Origin of the sequence: Pseudomonas sp. D47 (assembly GCF_045447305.1) — a bacterium.
Taxonomy (GTDB): Bacteria; Pseudomonadota; Gammaproteobacteria; order Pseudomonadales; family Pseudomonadaceae; genus Aquipseudomonas.
On sequence record NZ_JBJGXU010000029.1, the window covers coordinates 1 to 23,511 of the forward strand.

Annotated in this window: 20 protein-coding genes and 2 tRNA genes; 1 reads left to right on the top strand and 21 read right to left on the bottom strand. The window is 57.7% G+C overall.

Translation table 11 applies throughout. From position 1 onward, the window contains the following. Positions 1–34: 34 nt before the first annotated feature. From pnp to rlmE, 15 genes are all read right to left on the bottom strand, one after another. Positions 35–2,140 carry a polyribonucleotide nucleotidyltransferase gene (gene pnp, locus ACI77I_RS18945; protein ID WP_094951715.1) on the bottom strand — a complete coding sequence of 702 codons (2,106 nt, stop codon included), beginning with the start codon at positions 2,138–2,140 and terminating at the stop codon, positions 35–37. A 194-nt stretch (positions 2,141–2,334) separates the two neighbouring features. Then, entirely contained in the window at positions 2,335–2,604 is a 270-nt protein-coding gene (gene rpsO / locus ACI77I_RS18950; RefSeq protein WP_003176135.1) for a 30S ribosomal protein S15, read from the bottom strand. Between the two features lie 115 nt (positions 2,605–2,719). Beyond that, the gene (gene truB, locus ACI77I_RS18955; RefSeq protein ID WP_016976825.1) at positions 2,720–3,637 is read right to left on the bottom strand and encodes a tRNA pseudouridine(55) synthase TruB; all 918 of its coding nucleotides are present in this window, start codon (positions 3,635–3,637) and stop codon (positions 2,720–2,722) included. Between the two features lie 3 nt (positions 3,638–3,640). Beyond that, positions 3,641–4,036, bottom strand: coding sequence for a 30S ribosome-binding factor RbfA (gene rbfA / locus ACI77I_RS18960; RefSeq protein ID WP_016973761.1), 396 nt, complete (start codon positions 4,034–4,036; stop codon positions 3,641–3,643). Between the two features lie 159 nt (positions 4,037–4,195). Continuing rightward, positions 4,196–6,721 (bottom strand): translation initiation factor IF-2, encoded by a 2,526-nt coding sequence (infB, locus tag ACI77I_RS18965; RefSeq protein ID WP_242152577.1) that lies wholly within the window; start codon positions 6,719–6,721, stop codon positions 4,196–4,198. A 27-nt stretch (positions 6,722–6,748) separates the two neighbouring features. Then, positions 6,749–8,230 carry a transcription termination factor NusA gene (gene nusA / locus ACI77I_RS18970; RefSeq protein ID WP_078739144.1) on the bottom strand — a complete coding sequence of 494 codons (1,482 nt, stop codon included), beginning with the start codon at positions 8,228–8,230 and terminating at the stop codon, positions 6,749–6,751. A gap of 47 nt (positions 8,231–8,277) precedes the next feature. After that, entirely contained in the window at positions 8,278–8,736 is a 459-nt protein-coding gene (gene rimP, locus ACI77I_RS18975; RefSeq protein ID WP_032865935.1) for a ribosome maturation factor RimP, read from the bottom strand. A 140-nt stretch (positions 8,737–8,876) separates the two neighbouring features. Further along, positions 8,877–8,953 (bottom strand) — tRNA-Met (locus tag ACI77I_RS18980). Between the two features lie 96 nt (positions 8,954–9,049). After that, a tRNA-Leu gene (locus tag ACI77I_RS18985) sits at positions 9,050–9,135 on the bottom strand. Positions 9,136–9,157: 22 nt separating this feature from the next. Next, positions 9,158–9,541, bottom strand: coding sequence for a preprotein translocase subunit SecG (gene secG, locus ACI77I_RS18990; protein WP_406998162.1), 384 nt, complete (start codon positions 9,539–9,541; stop codon positions 9,158–9,160). A gap of 4 nt (positions 9,542–9,545) precedes the next feature. After that, positions 9,546–10,301: a triose-phosphate isomerase gene (tpiA, locus tag ACI77I_RS18995; RefSeq protein WP_083356722.1), complete on the bottom strand. Its 756-nt coding sequence runs from the start codon at positions 10,299–10,301 to the stop codon at positions 9,546–9,548. A 66-nt stretch (positions 10,302–10,367) separates the two neighbouring features. Continuing rightward, the gene (gene glmM, locus ACI77I_RS19000; protein ID WP_263274013.1) at positions 10,368–11,705 is read right to left on the bottom strand and encodes a phosphoglucosamine mutase; all 1,338 of its coding nucleotides are present in this window, start codon (positions 11,703–11,705) and stop codon (positions 10,368–10,370) included. Positions 11,706–11,721: 16 nt separating this feature from the next. Further along, complete coding sequence (gene folP / locus ACI77I_RS19005) at positions 11,722–12,573, bottom strand: dihydropteroate synthase (RefSeq protein WP_406998163.1); 852 nt, start codon at positions 12,571–12,573, stop codon at positions 11,722–11,724. 8 nt (positions 12,574–12,581) lie between these two features. After that, on the bottom strand, positions 12,582–14,492 hold the full coding sequence (gene ftsH / locus ACI77I_RS19010) for an ATP-dependent zinc metalloprotease FtsH (RefSeq protein WP_242152587.1): 1,911 nt from the start codon (positions 14,490–14,492) through the stop codon (positions 12,582–12,584). Between the two features lie 200 nt (positions 14,493–14,692). Further along, the gene (gene rlmE / locus ACI77I_RS19015) at positions 14,693–15,343 is read right to left on the bottom strand and encodes a 23S rRNA (uridine(2552)-2'-O)-methyltransferase RlmE (protein ID WP_065892263.1); all 651 of its coding nucleotides are present in this window, start codon (positions 15,341–15,343) and stop codon (positions 14,693–14,695) included. A gap of 106 nt (positions 15,344–15,449) precedes the next feature. Here rlmE and ACI77I_RS19020 point away from each other — a divergent pair, with 106 nt between their 5' ends. Next, entirely contained in the window at positions 15,450–15,758 is a 309-nt protein-coding gene (locus tag ACI77I_RS19020; protein WP_017139256.1) for a YhbY family RNA-binding protein, read from the top strand. Positions 15,759–15,778: 20 nt separating this feature from the next. Here ACI77I_RS19020 and ACI77I_RS19025 read toward each other — a convergent pair whose 3' ends face one another. The 6 genes from ACI77I_RS19025 to dnaJ form a co-directional block, all read right to left on the bottom strand. Beyond that, positions 15,779–16,183, bottom strand: a complete 405-nt coding sequence (locus ACI77I_RS19025) for an MFS transporter (RefSeq protein WP_094951709.1) — start codon at positions 16,181–16,183, stop codon at positions 15,779–15,781. A gap of 28 nt (positions 16,184–16,211) precedes the next feature. Next, positions 16,212–16,688: a transcription elongation factor GreA gene (gene greA, locus ACI77I_RS19030; protein WP_406998164.1), complete on the bottom strand. Its 477-nt coding sequence runs from the start codon at positions 16,686–16,688 to the stop codon at positions 16,212–16,214. After that, the gene (gene carB, locus ACI77I_RS19035) at positions 16,685–19,906 is read right to left on the bottom strand and encodes a carbamoyl-phosphate synthase large subunit (protein ID WP_094951707.1); all 3,222 of its coding nucleotides are present in this window, start codon (positions 19,904–19,906) and stop codon (positions 16,685–16,687) included. Before carB ends, greA begins: the two co-directional genes overlap by 4 nt. A 105-nt stretch (positions 19,907–20,011) precedes the next feature. Continuing rightward, complete coding sequence (gene carA, locus ACI77I_RS19040; protein ID WP_094951706.1) at positions 20,012–21,148, bottom strand: glutamine-hydrolyzing carbamoyl-phosphate synthase small subunit; 1,137 nt, start codon at positions 21,146–21,148, stop codon at positions 20,012–20,014. Positions 21,149–21,407: 259 nt separating this feature from the next. Beyond that, positions 21,408–22,214, bottom strand: coding sequence for a 4-hydroxy-tetrahydrodipicolinate reductase (gene dapB, locus ACI77I_RS19045; protein ID WP_094951705.1), 807 nt, complete (start codon positions 22,212–22,214; stop codon positions 21,408–21,410). A gap of 10 nt (positions 22,215–22,224) precedes the next feature. Further along, positions 22,225–23,349 carry a molecular chaperone DnaJ gene (gene dnaJ, locus ACI77I_RS19050; protein WP_406998165.1) on the bottom strand — a complete coding sequence of 375 codons (1,125 nt, stop codon included), beginning with the start codon at positions 23,347–23,349 and terminating at the stop codon, positions 22,225–22,227. Positions 23,350–23,511: the final 162 nt, after the last annotated feature.

Here is a 23,511-nt window from a genome sequence, read left to right on the forward strand (position 1 = left end):
AGGGTCCTTTTTTTCAGCTTAAGCCTACGGGTGTTTAAACGCCCGAAGCCTTGGCTGCTGCTACGTCCTTGATGGACAGCTTGATACGGCCGCGGTTGTCCACGTCCAGTACCAGCACTTCCACTTCCTGGCCTTCTTTCAGAATGTCGGTCACTTTCTCAACGCGAGCGTCGCTCAACATGGAGATGTGAACCAGACCGTCTTTGCCCGGCAGGATGTTGACGAATGCGCCGAAGTCGACGATGCGCTCAACCTTACCCACGTAGATCTTGCCGATCTCGGCTTCAGCGGTGATGCCCAGAACGCGCTGACGCGCAGCTTCTGCGGCTTCTTTGGTTTCGCCGAAGATCTTGATCGAGCCGTCGTCTTCGATGTCGATCGAAGCCTTGGTCTCTTCGCAGATCGCACGAATAGTCGCGCCGCCTTTACCGATAACATCACGGATTTTGTCGGTGTCGATTTTCATCGCGATCATGGTCGGAGCATTTTCCGACAGTTCGGTACGGGACTGACCAATGATCTGGTTCATCTGACCGAGGATGTTCAGGCGCGCGTCCAGGGCTTGGCCCAGAGCGATTTCCATGATCTCTTCGGTGATGCCCTTGATCTTGATGTCCATCTGCAGCGCGGTAACACCTTTAGCGGTACCGGCTACCTTGAAGTCCATGTCGCCCAGGTGGTCTTCGTCACCCAGGATGTCGGTCAGGATGGCGAACTTCTCGCCTTCTTTAACCAAGCCCATGGCGATACCGGCAACCGGCGCCTTCATCGGCACACCAGCGTCCATCAGTGCCAGGGAAGCACCGCAAACGGAAGCCATCGAGCTGGAACCGTTGGACTCGGTGATTTCCGACACCACACGAATGGTGTACGGGAACACGTCGGCGGCAGGCAGCATGGCTGCAATCGAACGACGGGCCAGACGGCCGTGACCGATTTCACGACGACCAGCACCACCCATGCGACCACACTCACCTACCGAGAACGGAGGGAAGTTGTAGTGCAGCATGAACGGGTCTTTTTTCTCGCCTTCCAGGGTGTCCAGCAGCTGTGCGTCACGGGCGGTGCCCAGTGTTGCAACAACCAGGGCCTGGGTTTCGCCACGGGTGAACAGAGCCGAACCGTGGGTCTTAGGCAGAACACCGACTTCGATGTTCAGAGGGCGTACAGTTTTGGTGTCGCGGCCGTCGATACGTGGCTTGCCGTTTACGATGTTTTCGCGAACGGTGCGGTATTCGATTTCGCCGAAAGCTGCTTTGACTTCGCTGGAAGAAGGCTGGCCTTCTTCACCGGACAGCTTGGCAACAACCTGGTCTTTCAGCTCACCCAGGCGAGCGTAACGATCGGCCTTGATGGTGATGGTGTAAGCCTGGGAGATCGCGTCGCCGAACTCGGCACGGATAGCGCCCAGCAGAGCAGTGGCTTCAGGCTGTGGGGCCCAGGTCCAGGTTGGCTTGGCAGCTTCAGCAGCCAGTTCTTTAACAGCGTTGATCACAACCTGGAACTCGTCGTGAGCAAACAGTACCGCACCCAGCATCTGGTCTTCGGTGAGCTCTTTGGCTTCCGATTCAACCATCAACACGGCTTCCGAAGTACCGGCAACGACCATGTCCAGGCTCGAAGCTTTCTGTTGTTCGTAAGTCGGGTTCAGCAGGTAGCCGGTGCTTTCGTGGAAAGCAACGCGAGCTGCGCCGATCGGGCCATCGAAAGGAATACCGGAGATGGCCAGGGCAGCCGAGGTGCCGATCATCGCAGCGATGTCCGGATCGGTCTTCTTGCTGGTGGATACGACGGTGCAGACAACCTGCACTTCGTTCATGAAGCCTTCTGGGAACAGCGGACGGATCGGACGGTCGATCAGTCGGGAAGTCAGGGTTTCTTTTTCGGAAGGACGGCCTTCGCGCTTGAAGAAACCGCCAGGGATCTTACCGGCAGCGTAAGTCTTTTCCTGGTAGTGAACGGAAAGAGGGAAGAAGCCTTTGCTTGGGTCAGCGGTCTTGGCGCCAACAACGGTCACCAATACGGTGACGTCGTCGTCAACGGTGACCAGCACTGCGCCGGAGGCTTGACGGGCGATACGGCCTGTCTCGAGGGTAACGGTCGACTGACCGAACTGGAATTTTTTGATAACCGGGTTCACGGTGTCCTACCTTCTTTGTGGCTCTTGGGGAACTTGTCTTCTTGCGAAATTCTTGGGCAATGTCGGGAATCGGCCCGAGCCTGGTCCAGGGTAAAACGTGTATCCAGATAAAACTTGAGGCTGGGAGCCTGCCATGGGCCAGCGGGAATCCCACTGACACACGGCAGACAACCAACCTCTAGCGCAATCGCTGATTAGCGACGCAGACCCAGGCGACCGATCAGAGCCTGATAACGACCCAGATCCTTGCCTTTCAGGTAGTCCAGCAGCTTACGGCGCTGGTTTACCATGCGGATCAGACCACGACGGGAGTGGTGATCTTTACCGTTGGCCTTGAAGTGACCTTGCAGCTTGTTGATGTTGTGGGTCAGCAGTGCAACTTGCACTTCTGGCGAACCAGTGTCACCAACAGCTTGCTGATAGTCAGCTACGATTTGTGCTTTTTCTTGAACGTCGAGAGCCATGAGGCAATCCTTTTTTCAGGAAACCACCCAAAGGGCAGTCTCAACAGGCCAGGGACAAATCCCTGTATCTAAAAATGAGTGTTGACCGTGCCTGTTAACAGCCACACTCGTCCGGTCATTCTGACCGAATCAGTCGACGCGGCGCTATACGCCCGTCTTCGCTCACTTCACCGATACCGATGAAGCGACCGTTATGATCCTGTACCCGCACCATGCCGAACTTCGGAGCATCCGGGGCACGTACCGGCTGGCCGTTGAGCCAGTAGAACGCGCTGTGCTCCGAGAAGTGCAGCAATGGCCAATCCAGCAAACCGCTGTCCGATGGCATCAGGAAGCGATCAACTGCTTCATTGCCGCCTTCGGCGTGTACGGCCTCCAACTCTTCCAGCGTGACCGTCTGGGCCAGGCTGAAGGGCCCTGCCTGGGTACGTCGCAGTTCTGCAACGTACGCGCCGCAACCGAGCTTTTCACCAATATCTTCCACCAGGGTACGGATATAGGTGCCTTTGCTGCAGTCCACGGCCAAGCGGGCAGTGTCGCCTTCACAGGCGAGCAATTCCAAGCGCGCAATAGTAACAGAACGCGGTTCGCGCTCCACTACTTCGCCCGCACGTGCCAGCTTGTAAAGTGGCTGGCCATCACGCTTGAGCGCCGAGTACATCGGCGGTATCTGACTGATTTGCCCACGAAAACCCGGCAAAGCAGCTTCAATATCAGCACGACCAACGGTCACGTCACGAACCTGCAAAACATCACCCTCGGCATCGGCCGTGGTAGTGGTCTTGCCCAGCTGCATCAGGGTTTCGTAACCCTTGTCGGAATCAAGCAGGTATTGCGAGAACTTGGTCGCCTCACCAAAGCACAGCGGCAGTACACCGGTGGCCAAGGGGTCGAGGCTGCCGGTATGCCCGGCCTTCTCGGCATTGAGCAGCCAGCGGACCTTCTGCAAGGCGGCATTGGAGGTAAAGCCAATGGGCTTGTCGAGCAGAATAATGCCGCTGACGTTGCGACGGATACGTTTGACCTGAGCCACCGCTTACTCCTTGGCGTCTTCAGGTGTGGACGGGTGCTGGCTGTCTTCAGCCACGGCGCGTTCGATCAGGGCCGACAGGTGCGCACCACGCACGACGCTTTCGTCGTAGTGGAAGTGCAACTGAGGCACGCTGCGCAGCTTCATTTCACGGGCCAACTGCATGCGCAGGAAACCTGCTGCCGAGTTGAGCACCTTGATGCTTTGCGCGATTTCTTCGCTGCTGTCCTGCCCCATCACGGTGATGAAGATCTTCGCGTGACCTACGTCGCGGCTCACTTCAACCGCGGTGATGGTCACCAGGCCAACACGGGGGTCTTTGACTTCGCGACGGATCAGTTGGGCCAGCTCGCGCTGCATCTGATCGCCGATACGTTGGGTACGGCTGTATTCTTTTGCCATGTCTTGTTACCTGTTACTGCCACACGGTGAAACCCGTGGGGTCTGAAAGCGGCAAACGCCCGGCCTGACAAAAGCCAGACCGGGCGTTGCGTTTAGAGTCCGTACGCTGCGCGGGGCATTTGCATGCCCACACGCGCCGTGGCTCCTGAAGTGCGCGAGTTAGAGGCTGCGAGCAACCTGAACCTTCTCGTAGACTTCGATCTTGTCGCCAGCCTTGACGTCGTTGTAGCTCTTGACGCCGATACCGCATTCCATGCCGGCACGTACTTCGGAAGCGTCATCCTTGAAGCGGCGCAGGGATTCCAGCTCGCCTTCGAAGATAACGATGTCTTCACGCAGTACACGGATTGGACGGTTACGGTGCACAACACCTTCGATAACCATGCAACCGGCGATCGCGCCGAATTTCGGCGAGCGGAACACGTCACGCACCTCGGCAACACCCAGGATATTCTCCCGCACGTCGCTGCCAAGCATGCCGGTAAGGGCTTTCTTGACGTCTTCGATGATGTCGTAGATGACGTTGTAGTAACGCATGTCCAGGCCTTCCTGCTCGACGATCTTGCGAGCGCCAGCATCGGCACGCACGTTGAATCCGAACAGTACAGCGTTGGAAGCCAGTGCCAGGTTGGCGTCGGACTCGGTGATACCACCGACACCGCCACCGACAACGCGCACTTGCACTTCGTCGTTACCCAGGCCATTCAAGGCGCCGTTCAACGCTTCGAGCGAACCACGGACGTCAGATTTGAGGACGATGTTGAGCGTCTTCTTCTCTGCCTGGCCCATGTTTTCGAAGATGTTTTCCAGCTTGCCGGCGTGAGCACGGGCCAGCTTGACTTCGCGGAACTTGCCTTGACGGAACAGAGCCACTTCACGGGCTTTCTTCTCGTCAGCAACCACGCTCATCTCGTCGCCAGCGTCCGGGGTACCGTCCAGGCCGAGAATCTCGACAGGGATGGAAGGACCGGCTTCTTTGATTGGCTTGCCGTTCTCGTCGAGCATGGCACGTACACGGCCGTAGTTCGAACCGACCAGCACCATGTCGCCTTGGCGCAGGGTACCGTCTTGAACCAGAACGGTTGCAACCGGGCCACGACCTTTGTCGAGACGCGATTCAACCACAACACCGCGACCCGGGGCCGATGGAGTTGCTTTCAGTTCGAGTACTTCAGCTTGCAGCAGAACCGCTTCGAGCAGCTCGTCTACACCGGTACCGACTTTCGCCGAAACCGAAACGAACGGCGTATCACCGCCCCACTCTTCGGAAGTCACGCCGTGAACCGACAGCTCGCTACGGATGCGATCGAGATCAGCGCCCGGCTTGTCGATTTTGTTCACTGCAACAACCAGTGGAACACCAGCGGCCTTGGCGTGCTGGACAGCTTCAATGGTCTGCGGCATCACGCCGTCGTCCGCTGCAACTACCAGGATCACGATGTCAGTCGCCTTGGCACCACGGGCACGCATTGCGGTAAACGCGGCGTGACCTGGGGTGTCGAGGAAGGTGACCATGCCGCGTTCGGTTTCAACGTGGTAGGCACCGATGTGCTGGGTGATACCGCCGGCTTCGCCAGCAGCTACCTTGGCACGACGGATATAGTCGAGCAGGGAAGTCTTACCATGGTCAACGTGGCCCATTACGGTCACGACTGGCGCACGGGAGAAGGTTTCACCTTCAAACTTCAAGGACTCGGCCAGGGAATCTTCCAAGGCGGTGTCGCTGACCAGGGTCACTTTATGGCCCAACTCCTCAGCCACGAGCTGAGCAGTTTCCTGATCAAGCACCTGGTTGATAGTCGCTGGAGTACCCAGTTTGAACATGAACTTGATGATTTCAGCAGCCTTGACCGACATCTGATTGGCGAGATCGCCAACAGAAATGGTCTCGCCGATCTGCACATCACGCACGACAGGGCCGGTTGGGCTCTGGAAACCGTGGGCGTTGCGTTTTTTCAGCTTGGCCTTGCCGCGACCACCACGACGGAAGCCATCGCTTTCTTCGTCGGTAGTACGTGGAGCAACGCGTGGAGCAGGCGCTTTCTCTTTGACCGAGGCACGATGCGGAGCGTTTTTGCGCTCGCCATCAGCACCACCACCGCGACGATTGTTATCGTCGGCACGTGGCTTGTCCGGACGACGAGGTTCGTCGCGCTTGCGAGCGTCTGCTGCAGGAGCAGGTGCAGCGGCAACCGGAGCGGCCTCACGCACAGCTTCAACAGGCGCTACAGGAGCGGCGACCGCTTCAGTACCAGCAGGTTGCGCAGCAGTAGGCTGGCGACGCGCTTCTTCTTCGGTGCGACGCTTGGCTTCTTCTTCAGCCTTCTGACGAGCAGCATTTTCTACTGCGCGACGTTCTTCCAGTTCGCGTTTGCGCTCGGCTTCGATTTCTTCCGGGCTGCGCTGTACGAAGACTTTCTTCTTGCGTACTTCAACGCTGATGCTCTTGCTACCAGCAACACGCAGGGTGCTGGTGGTTTTGCGCTGCAATGTAATCTTGCGCGGTTCTTCCACTTTCGCCTTGTGGCTGCTCTTCAAGTGAGTCAGCAAAGACTGCTTCTCACTATCGCTCACACCTTCATCGGCGGCGGTGTGCGGCAGACCTGCCTCACGCATCTGCTGCAACAGGCGCTCTACCGGTGTTTTGACCTCATCGGCCAGTTGTTTCACCGTGACTTGCGTCATGCACTTCTCTCCTCAGGCCGCGCCTAGTTACTCGAACCAATGGGCTCGGGCGGCCATGATCAACTTGCCGGCACGATCATCGTCAATGCCGTCGATGTCGAGCAGATCGTCAATAGACTGCTCGGCCAGGTCTTCGCGGGTAATTACGCCGCGCACCGCCAGTTCCATCGCCAAATCCTTGTCCATACCCTCAAGCGAGAGCAGGTCTTCGGCCGGATGGGCGTCTGCCAGCTTTTCCTCAGTAGCGATGGCTTTAGTCAACAAACGATCCTTGGCCCGAGCGCGAAGCTCGTTGACGGTGTCTTCGTCAAAGCCGTCGATGTTGAGCATTTCTTCCAACGGTACGTAGGCAATCTCTTCCAGGCTGGTGAAGCCTTCATCTACCAGTACCTGCGCCAGGTCTTCGTCGACTTCCAGCTCGTCGATGAAGTTGCGCAGGATGTCACCGGTTTCAGCTTGCTGCTTAGCCTGGATGTCCGATTCGGTCATCACGTTCAGGGTCCAGCCGGTCAGTTGGCTGGCCAGACGCACGTTCTGACCACCACGACCAATGGCCTGAGCCAGATTGTCTGCGCCAACGGCGATGTCCATTGCATGGGCATCTTCGTCAACGATAATTGCCGCCACTTCAGCTGGCGACATGGCGTTGATCACGAACTGCGCCGGGTTATCGTCCCACAGGACGATGTCCACACGCTCACCGCCCAATTCGCCCGACACTGCCTGGACGCGTGAACCACGCATACCAATGCAAGCGCCCTGCGGGTCGATGCGTTTGTCCTTGGAGCGGACCGCGATCTTGGCGCGCGAACCCGGGTCGCGGGACGCAGCCATGACTTCGATCAGGCCTTCGGCAATTTCCGGCACTTCGATACGGAACAGCTCGATCAGCATTTCCGGCGCGGTACGCGACAGGATCAACTGCGGGCCGCGGTTCTCGGTGCGGATTTCCTTGAGCAGCGCACGCAGACGCACGCCGACACGGAAGGTTTCGCGAGAAATGATGTCTTCGCGGGCCAACAACGCTTCAGCGTTATTGCCCAAGTCGACGATCACGTTGTCGCGGGTAACTTTTTTCACGGTGCCGGAGATGATCTCACCCAGGCGCTCGCGATAAGCGTCAACGACTTGAGCGCGCTCGGCTTCGCGAACCTTCTGCACGATGACCTGCTTGGCGGTCTGTGCAGCAATACGGCCGAATTCGATCGACTCGATCTTTTCTTCGACGACATCACCGACATTGGCGCCAGGATGCGTTTCGGCAACCTTGCTTGGCCAAGTTTCGATGGCCGGATCATCAAGATCGGCTTCTTCGACGACCGTCCAGCGACGGAAAGTCTCATAGGCACCGGTGTGGCGGTTGATTTCCACACGCAGATCAACTTCGTCTTCAAAACGCTTTTTGGTAGCAGTGGCCAAGGCCAGCTCCAGCGCTTCAAAAATCACGTTTGCCGGTACGCCCTTTTCATTGGATACCGACTCAACAACCAGCAGTACTTCTTTGCTCATCGTACGCCTCGCCTTTCGCAAGCCATTGGATCCGCGGGATCCGCGTCTCAGTCAAAACTGGGAATAATGTTGGCCTTGTCGATCATATCGATCGGCAACAGGAATTCATGGTCTTCTACCTGCACCACGACATCCTGTTCTTCTACACCGCGCAGAAGGCCCTGAAAGTTGCGTCGCCCTTCAAAGGGAGAGCGCAGCTTGATCTTCACTTGTTCACCGGCAAATTTTGCAAACTGATCAATAGTGAACAGTGGGCGTTCCATGCCAGGCGAGGAAACTTCGAGGGTGTACTCAACGGCGATTGGATCTTCAACATCCAGCACACCGCTGATCTGACGGCTGACAATGGCACAATCGTCCACCAGCACGCCGCCCTCTTTATCGATATAAACGCGCAACATTGAGTGGCGACCTTGAGCCGAAAACTCAATACCCCAGCATTCATAGCCTAGGGCCACGACCACCGGGGCCAACAAGGCCTGCAACTCTTCTAGCTTGCTCGACACCTGAACCCCCTCGTGCATGTATGTGCATGCTGTGCAAAATAAAAAAATGGGCGAAACGCCCATCCTTGAAACGCCGTCGAACAGCGGCGTTGAAAGTGTCCAGCTAACAAAAAGCCCCTTAAAAGGGGCTCCGCTAAAACTGGTTGCGGGGGCCGGATTTGAACCGACGACCTTCGGGTTATGAGCCCGACGAGCTACCAGACTGCTCCACCCCGCGACAAAGCTGGGGCGGAAGTATACGACCGATCCTTTACAGGGTCAATGTAACCTTCCACCTACAAGAAAGCCCGCAACAGCGGGCTCTCCTGATAATTGGTACCGAGAAGGGGACTCGAACCCCTACACCCTATGGGCACAACCACCTCAAGGTTGCGTGTCTACCAATTCCACCACCTCGGCAATACAGCGCTTACAACCCTTCTTACTTCTGCTCTTGAGCTGGAGGTACGTCAGTCGCTGGAGAAGCCGACTTTTGCTCTTGAAGCACCGGGACATCATCAGAAGCCGGTTTTGCTTTTGGTACTTCCAACACTGCTGGATTTGGGAGACCTACTTGAGCCAGCACATGAGCTTTCTCTTTAGCATAGTAACCTAACCCCAAGCTGGTTATGAAGAAACCGGCGGCAAGTATAGCAGTAAACTTACTAAGAAAGGTAGAGGAACCTTGGCTTCCGAATACAGTATTTGAAGCACCTGCACCGAAAGACGCACCAGCATCCGCACCTTTACCCTGTTGCAACAAAACCAGGGCAATTACGCCCAGGGCAGCCAACAGATGAAAAACGACTACGACTGTTTCCAGCATTTTTTCAGTTTCCCGCGGCGCGACAGATCGCACCGAACTCATCTGCATTCAGGGAAGCTCCACCAATGAGCCCCCCATCGATATCCGGCATGCCGAACAGTTCGACCGCATTGGCCGCCTTCACGCTGCCGCCGTATAGAAGCCGCACACCTTGTGCGATTTCAGAATTCTCTGCCGCCAACTGCGCGCGGATGGCTGCGTGCACATCCTGCGCCTGTTGCGGTGTAGCAGTCAGCCCGGTGCCAATGGCCCAGACCGGCTCGTAAGCAATTACTGCCTTTGCAAATGCACCAACACCCAACTCCTCGATGATGCTGCCCAGCTGACGCGAGACAACTTCAAGAGTCTTGCCCGATTCACGCTGCTCAAGAGTCTCCCCTATGCACAACACTGGAATCAGGCCACAAGCCTGTGCTGCTGCGAACTTGCGATTGAGTGTCCCATCACGTTCGCCCATCATTTGACGGCGCTCGGAGTGCCCGACAAGCACATAGGAACAACCCGCATCTACCAACTGACTCGGCGAAATCTCACCGGTCAACGCACCTTGCATGGGCTCCACCGCAGAATTCTGCGCGCCGACCTGAATCGACTTACCTTTCAAGCCATCAACAACCTGGTTGATATGCAAGCAAGGCGGAAAAACCGCGACATCAACACCGCTAGGCAAGGCCAAGTGACGAAGGCCGTTTATCAGCTCAGCGACACTGGCGCGGGTACCGTGCATCTTCCAGTTACCAGCTACCATAGTGCGACGCATGCTGTACCTCGTCGGTCAAAGTGGGCGCAGATGTTACCCAACCACATCATCACTGGCAAGCCGAATTCAGGCGCAAATTTCAGTTACCAGTTTTGCCAGGTCCTCGGCATGGCCGCGAACCTGTGCTTCGTCTTCACCTTCGACCATGACACGCACCAAAGGCTCTGTGCCGGACTTGCGCAGCAACACCCGCCCACGCCCCGCCATTGCCTGGGTCACGCGCTCGCAGGCGTCTTTGACAGCAGGGTGCTCGATCGGGTTTTCACCACCGGCGAAACGCACATTGAGCAGAACTTGCGGGCACTTGCGCAGCGCCTGACGCGCCTGAGCGAGACTCTCTTCGCGACGACGCAAGGACAGCAACACTTGCAGCGCAGCAATAATGGCATCGCCCGTGGTGGTGTGCTGGAAGCAGACAACATGCCCAGAGTTCTCACCACCCACCTGCCAGTTACGCTCCAGCAGCTCGGCGATTACATAGCGGTCACCGACATTGGCGCGAACAAATGGGATCCCCAGCTCTGCCAAGGCCAGCTCAAGCCCAAGATTGCTCATCAGCGTACCGACGACACCACCTTGCAGCTTGTTACGCTCATGCAGATCGCGAGCAATGATAAACAGCAAGTCATCGCCATCAACAACAGTACCGGTGTGATCCACCATCAACACGCGGTCACCATCGCCATCAAAGGCGATACCCAAGTCAGCATGCTCAGCCAGAACGGTCGCCTGCAGCTGCTCCATATGGGTAGAGCCGCAGTTATCGTTGATATTCAAACCATTCGGCTGGGCCGACAGCACTGTCACGTCGGCACCCAGCTCTTTGAATACACTCGGAGCGACCTTGTAGGTTGCACCGTGCGCACAATCGACGACGATCTTCAGGCCGGCAAAATTGGTGCTGGTCGGCACGCTACTCTTGCAGAATTCGATATAACGACCAGAGGCGTCGTTGATGCGCGAGACCTTACCCAGCTTGCTGGACTCGACCACGGTCATCGGTGCATCCAGCAGCTCTTCAATCATCAGCTCGATCTCGTCCGGCAGCTTGGTGCCCTGGCCCGAGAAAAACTTGATGCCGTTGTCATCATGGGGATTGTGCGAGGCACTGATCACGATACCGGCTTCAGCGTGAAAGGTACGCGTCAGGTAGGCGATCGCCGGTGTCGGCATAGGGCCCAGCAGCATTACATCAGCACCGGCGGCGGATAAACCTGCCTCCAGCGCCGACTCAAACATATACCCCGAAATCCGGGTGTCTTTGCCTACCAGGATGCGGCACGCGCCCATGCTGCGGAACGCCATGCCTGCCGCCCAACCCAGCTTGAGCATGAAATCAGGAGTAATCGGGAATTCGCCGACACGGCCACGGATACCGTCGGTGCCAAAATATTTTTTAGTCATAAGTGCTCCATCATTCTTATTCGGCTGATTCTACAGCAGCAAGCATACGCACCACATCGACCGTCTCGGCGACGTCATGCACACGCAAAATACGCGCACCTTTGGTCACGGCCAGCGCCGCCAGCGCCAGCCCACCGTACAGCCGCTCACCTACAGGACGGCTCAAGGCCAGCCCTATCATGCTCTTGCGCGAAACGCCGACCAAAAGGGGCCGACCAAGGGCATGCAAGGCTTGCATATGCTTGAACAGGCTTAAATTGTGTTGAAGGGTCTTGGCGAAGCCAAACCCAGGATCAAGGATGATCTTTTCGGCAGCAATCCCCACCTTGGCGCACTGAGCAATACGTTCGGCAAGGAACCCGCTCACTTCGCCAACGAGGTCATCGTAGTGCGGGCTGTCCTGCATATTGCCGGGCTCTCCCAGCATATGCATCAGGCACACCGGCAGACCGGTTGCCGCCGCAGCATCCAGGGCGCCGTCGCGCTGCAGCGAGCGGACGTCATTGATGAGCCCCGCCCCCAGACGTGCCGTCTCACGCATCACGGCTGGGGTGGATGTATCGACCGATATGATTACGTCCAACTCGCGAGCAATAAGCTCGACTATCGGCGCCACGCGCTCCAGCTCCTCGGCGGGAGAAACAACACGAGCGCCAGGGCGAGTCGACTCGCCGCCGACATCAATCAACGTTGCGCCAGCCGCCACCATCGCTTCGGCATGACGCAATGCGGCATCCAGCTGGCTGAAACGGCCGCCGTCAGAAAAGGAATCAGGGGTTACATTAAGAATGCCCATGACATGTGTATGGGCCAAATCAAGAACCCGGTTGCCGCAAGGCAACCGGGTGGAGGACAACGCAGAAGTCATTTCAAACCTTAGAGGTCAGCTGCCGGGCCGCCGATCGGGGTTTCAGGGCGTTCGTTCTGAACCACTGGCGGAGTGCCAGAAGTACCTGAACCGCCTTCCCAATCGCGAGGCTCACGAGGTGTACGACCTGCCATGATGTCGTCGATCTGGTCGGCATCAATGGTTTCGTACTTCATCAGCGCATCAGCCATGGCATCCAGCTTGTCGCGGTTGTCGGTCAGGATCTGCTTGGCCGTGCCGTAGCACTGGTCAATGATACTGCGCACCTCGGAGTCGATCAGCTTAGCTGTCTCACCGGAGAAGCTGGCGGCTTGACCGCCACCGCCACGACCCAGGAACACTTCGCCTTCTTCCTCGGCATACATCAATGGGCCAAGTTTTTCCGACAAGCCCCACTTGGTCACCATGTTCCGTGCAATCTGGCTGGCACGCATGATGTCGTTGGAGGCACCGGTGGTTACACCGTCAAAGCCCAGGGTCATTTCTTCAGCAATTCGACCACCGTACAGCGAGCAGATCTGGCTGATCAGTGCACGCTTGGAGAGGCTGTAACGGTCCTCTTCCGGCAGGAACATAGTGACACCCAGCGCCCGACCACGAGGGATGATCGACACTTTGTAGACCGGGTCATGCTCAGGCACAACGCGACCCACAATGGCGTGACCAGCTTCGTGATAAGCGGTGTTCTGCTTCTCTTTTTCGGACATGACCATCGATTTGCGCTCGGCGCCCATCATGATCTTGTCTTTCGCCAACTCGAACTCTTTCATTTCCACGATGCGCTTGCCGGTACGGGCTGCGAACAACGAAGCCTCGTTCACCAAGTTGGCCAGGTCGGCACCGGAGAAACCTGGAGTACCACGGGCAATCACGGCCGGAGCAACGTCGTCACCCATTGGCACTTTGCGCATGTGCACTTTCAGAATCTGTTCGCGACCACGGATATCCGGCAGGCCAACCACAACCTGACGGTCGAAACGACCTGGACGCAGCAGCGCTGGGTCGAGTACGTCAGGACGGTTAGTCGCAGCGATGACGATGATGCCGTCATTCATTTCGAAGCCGTCCATCTCTACCAGCAACTGGTTGAGGGTCTGTTCACGCTCATCATGACCACCGCCCATGCCGGCACCACGATGGCGACCAACGGCGTCGATTTCATCGATGAAGATGATGCATGGCGCGTGCTTCTTGGCCTGTTCGAACATATCGCGAACGCGGCTGGCACCCACACCGACGAACATCTCGACGAAGTCAGAACCGGAAATGGTGAAGAAAGGCACCTTGGCTTCGCCGGCAATTGCCTTGGCCAGCAAGGTTTTACCGGTACCCGGAGGACCGACCATCAGCACACCGCGAGGAATACGGCCACCCAGGCGCTGGAACTTGCCCGGATCGCGCAGGAATTCAACCAGCTCGCCCACTTCTTCCTTGGCTTCATCGCAACCTGCAACATCAGCCAGGGTGGTCTTCACCTGATCTTCGGAGAGCAGGCGCGCCTTGCTCTTGCCGAAGCTCATCGGCCCGCCCTTGCCTCCCGCACCACCTTGCATCTGGCGCATGAAGAACATGAACACGGCGATAATCACCAGGATCGGGAAGCTGGCCACCAGGAGTTGAGTCCAGATGCTCTGCTGCTCAGGCTGCTTGCCTTCAACGACTACGTGGTTATCCACCAGGTCGCCGATCAGACCGTTGTCCTGGATTGCCGGACGAATGGTCTTGAAGCTATCGCCATCGCTGCGCTTGCCGGTAATTACGTAGCCATCAACCGCTACGCGCTCGACCTTGCCATCCTTAACTTGCTGGATGAAGTCGGAATAGTTGAGGGTCTGCGGCTCATTAGGGCTGGAGAAGTTGTTCATCACCGTCACCAGGACAGCCGCGATGATCAACCACAGGATCAGATTCTTTGCCATATCGTTCAATTAACTACCCTCTGAAGCAAGCTCCGCTACTGGCGCGCGCTTCGCATGATATTCACCGGCCTAACTTACTACATTACCTACAACTCTGGCAGGCGCCGTCTGTAACCCTTTGTGAAACTTTGACTACACAATATTCGTAAAGCTTCGTGACGAAAGCGACATAAAAAAACCTATCGCCCTCCTCGAATTTCTCAAAAACGCTCTTCGCTCGCCGCGCCTTCGACACCGCGGAACCCACGGCACAGCAGGTACTGCTCTCGAGACCTGTCCCGTGAAGAGTCAGGTTTACGCGTCTGCACCTTATCGAACAGCTTGCGGATGTTCTTGTGGTACTCGTCAAAACCTTCGCCTTGGAAGACTTTCACCAGAAAATCACCACCAGGACGCAAAACCCGACCTGCCAGATCCAGAGCCAATTCACAAAGGAACATCGCTCGCGGCATATCGACGGCCGGTAATCCACTCATATTGGGGGCCATGTCGGAAATCACAAGGTCTACCTGCGAATTTCCCACGGCTTCGAGGATCTCTGCGAGCACGGTGTCCTGGGTGAAGTCACCATGAACAAAGGTCACATCCGGGATGCTGTCCATTTCCAGGATGTCGGAAGCAATCAAGCGGCCCTGCCCACCAATCAGACGACTGGTCACTTGGGACCAGCCACCGGGGGCCGCGCCAAGATCAATAACGCTCATGCCCGGACGAATCAATTTGTCCTTGTCCTGGATCTCCAGCAGCTTGTAGCTGGCCCGCGAACGGTAGCCGTCCTTTTGCGCCTTTTTGACGTAAGGATCGTTGAAATGCTCTTGCAGCCACTTAAGACTAGTTTTGGAACGGGCCACGGGCCACCTCGAAAAATAAAACGGGTCGTGATTAACTGGGCGGTCCCGGACTCGCTCGGGTAAACTGGCCGCCGCTTTTTACAAGATCAGACGCAGGGGTCAGATTATGCCGCTCACTCAAGAGCAGAAGAAACAGTACAAATCCATTGGCCACCATCTGAAACCAGTTCTGATTGTGGCAGACAACGGTTTGACTGAAGGTGTGTTAGCCGAACTTGAACGCGCATTGGGCGATCACGAACTGATCAAGATCAAGGTCAACATCCTTGACCGCGAAGCGCGTTTGGCCGCCATTGCAGAACTGTGCAAGGTCGGCAAAGCGGACCTGGTTCAGGTCATCGGCAAGATGGCGCTGCTGTATCGCAAGAACTTCAGCGTCAACAAGCAACTGTCGAACGTACACCGCTTCAAGTAGCTTTCAAATGACAACAAGGGTCACGGGCGCGCTTCGCGCGCCCCGCCACTCCACCCAGGCGCCGGCTGTATAACCAGCACCAGGCCGGAGAACCCTAGCACAAGATAGCTGAATAGCTGCCAGCGCAACGCTTGCGGCAGCCACACATGCACCACGCAGAACATTGCGCATGCATACAGCGCCATCAACAGCAGCTGGCCGCGAATATCCCGCCACAAACTCTCCAAGCCTTCGGCCTTGATCAGCACCAGCACTTGGAGCGTCACGCACGCCGCCGCAAAAACCACCAGCAGCGCACTTAGCAATCCGTCGATCTCATCGATCAGCAACGGCGCCAGGCCAATCAGGCCCAGCGTCGGTAATATACCAATGTGTAACAACCACACGCCGCCCACCCAAAGCATCTGGGCAAGCTGCCAAAGCATGGCGCCCGCATGAAGCGGGCGCCGTCTTTCAGATGTGACGAACTTCAACAATCTCGTACTCGATAACGCCACCGGGCGTTTTCACAGCCACCACGTCACCCTCTTCCTTGGCAATCAAGGCACGGGCGAGTGGGGAACCAACAGAGATCTTGCCGAGTTTGAAGTCGGCTTCGTCTTCACCCACGATGTGGTAAACAACGCGCTCATCAGTCTCGACGTTGGCGATTTCCACGGTGGTGCCGAAAATCACTTTGCCGGACTTCGGGATGGTCGTGACGTCGATGACCACCGCATTCTGCATACGGCCTTCGATGTCACGGATCCGCGCCTCGACCATACCCTGCTGCTCGCGAGCAGCGTGGTATTCAGCGTTTTCCTTCAAGTCACCCAGTTCGCGGGCCGTACCGATGTCCTGGCTCAGCTTCGGACGGACGACCTTGGTCAGATGGGCGTGTTCCTCTTCCAGGGCCTTGGCGCCCTGGACAGTCATTGGGTATTTGATCATGCCTTCAATCCTGCGTGTAGATCCTGCAAGCGACGCACGGTCTTTTCTGGACCGAACTTGAGCGCTTCGCAGATGGCTTCGCCAGCAGCAATAGTGGTGGTGCAGTAGATCTTGTGCTGCAAGGCATTACGACGAATGGAGTAGGAGTCCGCGATCGACTGGCGACCCTCTGTGGTGTTGATGATCAGCGTGACTTCGTCATTCTTGATCATGTCGACCACGTGCGGACGGCCTTCCGTCACCTTGTTCACGCGACGCACTTTCAGGCCGGCAGCTTCGATCAGCTTAGCGGTCCCGGCAGTGGCCACGACTTCAAAGCCCAAGTTGATCAGATCACGGGCTACGCCTGCAACCAGTGGTTTGTCATCATCACGCACGCTGATAAACGCGGTACCACCGGTTGGCAGCACTTCGCTGGCACCCATCTGCGCCTTGGCGAACGCTTCACCGAAGGTATCGCCCACACCCATCACTTCACCGGTGGACTTCATCTCTGGGCCCAGGATCGGGTCCACACCAGGGAATTTGGCGAACGGGAACACCGCCTCTTTCACGCTGTAGAAGTTCGGAATAATTTCCTTGGTGAAGCCGATTTCCTTCAGGGTCTTGCCCGCCATCACGCGCGCGGCGATCATGGCCAGGGACACACCGATGCACTTGGAAACAAATGGCACGGTACGCGAAGCACGCGGGTTGACTTCGATGACGTAGATGTCTTCGCCTTGCAGCGCCAACTGAACGTTCATCAGGCCGACAACGCCCAGTTCCAGGGCCATTTTCTTGACCTGTTCACGCATCTCGTCCTGGATGTGCGCCGGCAGCGAGTACGGTGGCAGCGAGCAGGCGGAGTCACCGGAGTGAACGCCCGCTTGTTCGATGTGCTGCATGATCGCGCCGATCACCACGTCGGTACCGTCGCACACCGCGTCCACGTCCATTTCGATGGCGCAGTTGAGGAAGTGGTCCAGCAGCACCGGGCTGTCGTTGGACACTTTCACCGCATCACGCAGGTAACGCTTGAGCTCTTCTTCTTCGTAGACGATTTCCATCGCCCGGCCGCCCAGTACGTAGGACGGACGCACGACCAGCGGGTAGCCGATCTTGCTGGCTGCACGGATGGCTTCGTCTTCGCTGCGCACAGTGGCGTTTGGCGGCTGACGCAGGTTCAAGCGTTCAACCATTTGCTGGAAGCGCTCACGGTCTTCGGCACGGTCGATGGCGTCAGGGCTGGTGCCGATGATCGGCACACCAGCGGCTTCCAAGGCGCGAGCCAGTTTCAGCGGGGTTTGGCCGCCGTACTGGACGATCACGCCTTTAGGCTTCTCGACGCGACAGATTTCCAGCACGTCTTCCAGCGTTACTGGCTCGAAGTACAGACGGTCGGAAGTATCGTAGTCAGTGGAAACAGTTTCCGGGTTGCAGTTGACCATGATGGTCTCGTACCCGTCTTCGCGCAGGGCGAGGGCGGCGTGTACGCAGCAATAGTCGAACTCGATGCCTTGGCCGATACGGTTTGGACCGCCACCCAGGATAATGATCTTGTCACGGCCCGACGGCGCGGCTTCGCACTCTTCCTCGTAAGTGGAGTACAGGTACGCGGTGTCGGTTGCGAACTCGGCGGCGCAGGTGTCAACGCGCTTGTAGACCGGAAAGATGTCCAGCTTGTGGCGATGCGTGCGCAGGTTCTTCTCGGTCACACCCAGCAGCTTGGCCAAGCGCATGTCGGAGAAACCTTTGCGCTTGAGGCGGAACATCAGGTCGCGGTCGATAGAGGACAGACCGAGGGTCTTGACCTTCTCTTCTTCCTTGATCAGATCTTCGATCTGCACCAAGAACCACGGGTCGATCATGTTCATGCCGAAGATATCTTCGACGGTCATGCCGGCGCGGAAAGCATCGGCTACGTACCAGATGCGCTCGGCGCCCGGCACGGTCAGCTCGCGCTTGAGCACGCTCATGCTTTCCGGGTTGCTCAGGTCGAGCTTCTCGTCCAGGCCGCAAACGCCTACTTCCAGACCACGCAGGGCTTTCTGCAGGGATTCCTGGAAGGTCCGGCCGATGGCCATGACTTCACCAACCGACTTCATCTGAGTGGTCAGGCGTGCGTCGGCTTTCGGGAATTTCTCGAATGCAAAGCGCGGCAGCTTGGTCACAACGTAGTCGATAGACGGCTCAAAGGAGGCCGGTGTAGCGCCGCCAGTGATTTCGTTTTGCAGCTCGTCCAGGGTGTAACCGATCGCCAGCTTGGCAGCGATGCGCGCAATCGGGAAACCGGTCGCTTTCGATGCCAGCGCCGAAGAACGCGATACACGCGGGTTCATCTCGATCACAACCATACGACCGGTGTCCGGGCAGATACCGAACTGAACGTTGGAACCGCCGGTTTCAACGCCGATCTCACGCAATACCGCCAACGAGGCGTTACGCATGATCTGGTATTCCTTGTCCGTCAGGGTCTGTGCCGGAGCAACGGTGATCGAGTCACCCGTGTGCACGCCCATCGGGTCGAAGTTTTCGATGGAGCAAACGATGATGCAGTTGTCCTTCTTATCGCGGACAACCTCCATTTCGTACTCTTTCCAGCCGATCAGGGATTCGTCGATCAGCAGTTCTTTAGTCGGCGACAGGTCCAGACCACGCGCGCAGATTTCTTCGAACTCTTCACGGTTGTAAGCAATACCGCCACCGGTGCCGCCCATGGTGAAGGATGGACGAATGATGCACGGGAAGCCGAGCTTTTCGAGAACCGCGTTGGCCTCTTCCATGCTGTGGGCGATACCGGAACGCGGGCAGTCAAGGCCGATGGACTTCATGGCTTTGTCGAAACGCGAACGGTCTTCAGCCTTGTCGATGGTGTCGGCATTCGCACCGATCATCTCTACGCCGAATTTTTCCAGGACGCCTTCGCGCTCCAGGTCCAGGGCGCAGTTCAATGCAGTCTGGCCGCCCATGGTCGGCAGCAGTGCGTCCGGACGCTCTTTCTCGATGATCTTGGCAACGGTCTGCCACTTGATCGGTTCGATGTAGGTGGCGTCGGCCATGTCCGGGTCGGTCATGATGGTGGCCGGGTTGGAGTTCACCAGGATGACGCGGTAACCCTCTTCGCGCAGGGCTTTACAAGCCTGGGCGCCGGAGTAGTCGAACTCGCAGGCCTGGCCGATCACGATCGGGCCAGCGCCGAGAATCAGGATGCTTTTTATGTCTGTACGTTTTGGCATGGGTTTGTCACTCAAATCCGCAGGTCAGTCGGCAAGCCGTCTTGAACACTCTTTGAAGAGCCTGCGGGGGCCACCGAGGTTCGGGGCCGCCCGCAAGCCACTCAGTCAGCGTCGCTTGGCCATCTCATTGATGAAACGGTCGAACAGCGGCGCTACGTCGTTCGGGCCCGGGCTTGCTTCAGGGTGGCCCTGGAAGCTGAACGCACTCTTGTCAGTGCGCTCGATGCCTTGCAAGGAACCATCGAACAGCGACTTGTGAATTGCGCGAACGTTAGCCGGCAAGGTCGCTTCATCCACCGCAAAGCCGTGGTTCTGGCTGGTGATCATCACCACACCAGTGTCCAGGTCTTGCACCGGGTGGTTGGCACCGTGGTGGCCATGCCCCATTTTCAGGGTCTTGGCACCGGAAGCCAGGGCCAGCAGCTGGTGACCGAGGCAGATACCGAATACCGGGATCTCGGTTTCCAGCACTTCCTTGATCGCCTTGATGGCGTAGTCGCAAGGCTCCGGGTCACCCGGGCCGTTGGACAGGAACACACCGTCCGGCTGCAGGGCCAGCACGTCGCTGGCTGGGGTTTGCGCTGGCACCACGGTCACGCGGCAACCGCGCTCGACCAGCATGCGCAGGATGTTGTACTTGATGCCGTAGTCGTAGGCGACTACGTGGTAAGGCAGGTCAGCAGCAGCGATGGTCTCGTGGCTGTCGGTCTTCAAGTCCCAGACAGTGGAGCGCCACTCGTACTGCTCTTTGGTGCTGACTTCTTTCGCCAGGTCCATGCCTTTCAGGCCAGGGAAGCCTTGCGCTGCGGCAATTGCCGCTGCTTCGGAAATATTGTCACCCGCCATGATGCAGCCGTTCTGCGAGCCTTTTTCACGCAGGATGCGTGTCAGGCGGCGCGTATCGATACCGGCGATCGCCACAACGTTGTTGGCTTTCAGGTAATCGGACAGCGACATCGTGTTACGCCAGTTGCTCGCAACCAGTGGCAGGTCACGAATGACCAGGCCGGCCGACCAGACACGATCAGACTCGACGTCTTCCGGTGTAGTACCGGTGTTGCCGATGTGCGGATAGGTCAGGGTAACGATCTGTTGGGCGTAGGAAGGATCGGTAAGGATTTCCTGATAGCCGGTCATGGCAGTGTTGAACACTACCTCTCCAACGGTTTGACCGTCGGCTCCAATGGCTTCGCCGCGAAAAATGCTGCCATCAGCAAGGGCGAGTATGGCTGGCTTAGTCAAGAAGACCTCCCGTAAATAAAGCCTGAAAGGGCGATCGCAGGTTGTAAAAAAGCGGAGTGACGTATGGACACGTCACCCCGCTTCTTCACTGAATTATTCTGCGCGCTTTTAGTGGACACACTAAAGCTGTAGCTTACAGAAAAAGGCTTTTTTGGTCCACCGCTAATGAGCCTTAAAGGCAGGGGAATGCGACAGGACGTCGCTTAGCGGGTAAAAACGGGGCCTCAGGATAATCCTGAGGCCCCGTTTTAGCTACTGATTAGTGCAGATCCAGCACATCACGCATGTCATACAGCCCCGCCTCACGACCTTCCAACCAAAGCGCGGCACGCACCGCACCCTTGGCGAACGTCATGCGGCTGGATGCCTTATGCGTGATCTCCAGGCGCTCGCCTTCGGTGGCGAACAGCACAGTGTGATCACCGACCACATCACCACCACGCACGGTGGCAAAGCCGATGGTGTCACGTGCACGCGCACCGGTGTGGCCTTCACGACCATACACGGCGACTTTCGACAGGTCCCGCCCCAGCGCATCGGCAATTGCCTCACCCATGCGCAACGCAGTACCCGACGGCGCGTCGATCTTGTGCCGGTGATGAGTTTCGATGATCTCGATATCCGCTTCATCACCCAGCACACGCGCCGCCAGGTCCAGTAACTTGAGCGACAGGTTCACGCCGACACTGAAATTGGCAGCGAAGACGACCGGAATATCCTTGCCCGCCTCCACCAGCAACTGCTTCTGCTCAGCACTCAAGCCCGTAGTACCGATCACCATGGCCTTGCCCGCCTTGCGGCAGAACGCCAGGTTTTTCAGCATCACCTCCGGCAATGTGAAATCGATCAGCACGTCGAACTCGTCAGCCACCTGCTCAAGGTTGCCCGACAGCGAAACACCGATGCGCCCCAACGAGGCCAGCTCACCGGCGTCCGCACCGATCAACGTGCTACCGGGGCGAACAATCGCCGCCGTTAGCCCGGAGGCCGGCGAGCCCTGCTGCACCGCCTCGACCAAGGTCTTGCCCATGCGCCCGGCAGCGCCCATTACGGCTATACGTCGCATACTCACTTCCTTAGAGGTCGCCGAAGAAGCGCTTCACACCATCGAAAAAGCCGGTGGTTTTCGGCGAATGCGAGTCATCGCCTTCCAACGAGCTGCGGAACTCTTCCAGCAGTTCGCGCTGACGGCGACCCAAGTTAACTGGCGTTTCCACCGCTACGCGGCACATCAGGTCGCCAGCACCGCCACCACGCACAGGCGCAACACCCTTGCCACGGATGCGGAACTGTTTGCCGGTCTGCGTGCCTTCCGGGATCTTGAGCTTGACTCGACCGTCCAGCGTCGGAATCTCCAACTCGCCACCCAGGGCCGCGTCGACAAAGCTGATAGGCACTTCGCAGAACAGGTGTTTGCCGTCGCGCTGGAAGATCGAATGCTCGCGCACATTGATCACCACGTACAGGTCGCCCGTAGGGCCACCTTGAGCCCCCGCCTCGCCTTCGCCCGACAGGCGAATGCGATCACCGGTATCGACACCCGCCGGCACTTTCACCGAAAGGGTCTTGTACTCTTCGACGCGGCCTTCGCCGTGGCAGGAGTCGCACGGATCGGAAATGATCTTGCCCTGGCCATGGCAACGCGGGCAAGTCTGCTGCACCGAGAAGAAGCCCTGCTGCATGCGCACCTGGCCGATACCACCACAGGTGGGGCATGTGATCGGCGAGGAACCCTTCTTGGCCCCCGAACCGTCGCATGGCTTGCAATTGACCAGCGTCGGCACACGTATATTCACGGTAGTGCCGCGCACGGCTTCTTCCAGGTTCAGCTCCAGCGTGTAGCGCAAGTCGCTGCCACGCTGGGCACCGCCACGCTGGCCGCCACGACAGCCACCGAAGAAGTCGCTGAATACGTCGCCAAAAATGTCGGAGAAGTTCTGACCACCAAAACCGGCACCGCCGCCACCCATGCTTGGGTCGACACCGGCATGGCCATACTGGTCGTAGGCCGCACGCTTGTTCGGATCACTCAGGCATTCATAGGCTTCATTGGCCTCTTTGAACATCTCTTCGGATTCTTTGCTATCCGGATTACGGTCCGGGTGGTGCTTCATCGCCAGGCGACGGTAAGCCTTTTTCAGGTCCGCCTCGCTGGAACCGCGCTCCACACCCAATACTTCGTAATAGTCACGCTTTGCCATAAGTTTTTGCACTCTTAAGGACGTTCGGCCAGACCCTCCTGAGCCTTGCCAAACTCGTTGAGCCCCAATACAGGCCCGGACCCAACTCACGTCAATTCAACGATCCTGGTCATTACTGCTTTTAGCCAGGGACCCGGCCAAAAACGCGGTGACTGCCGCCAG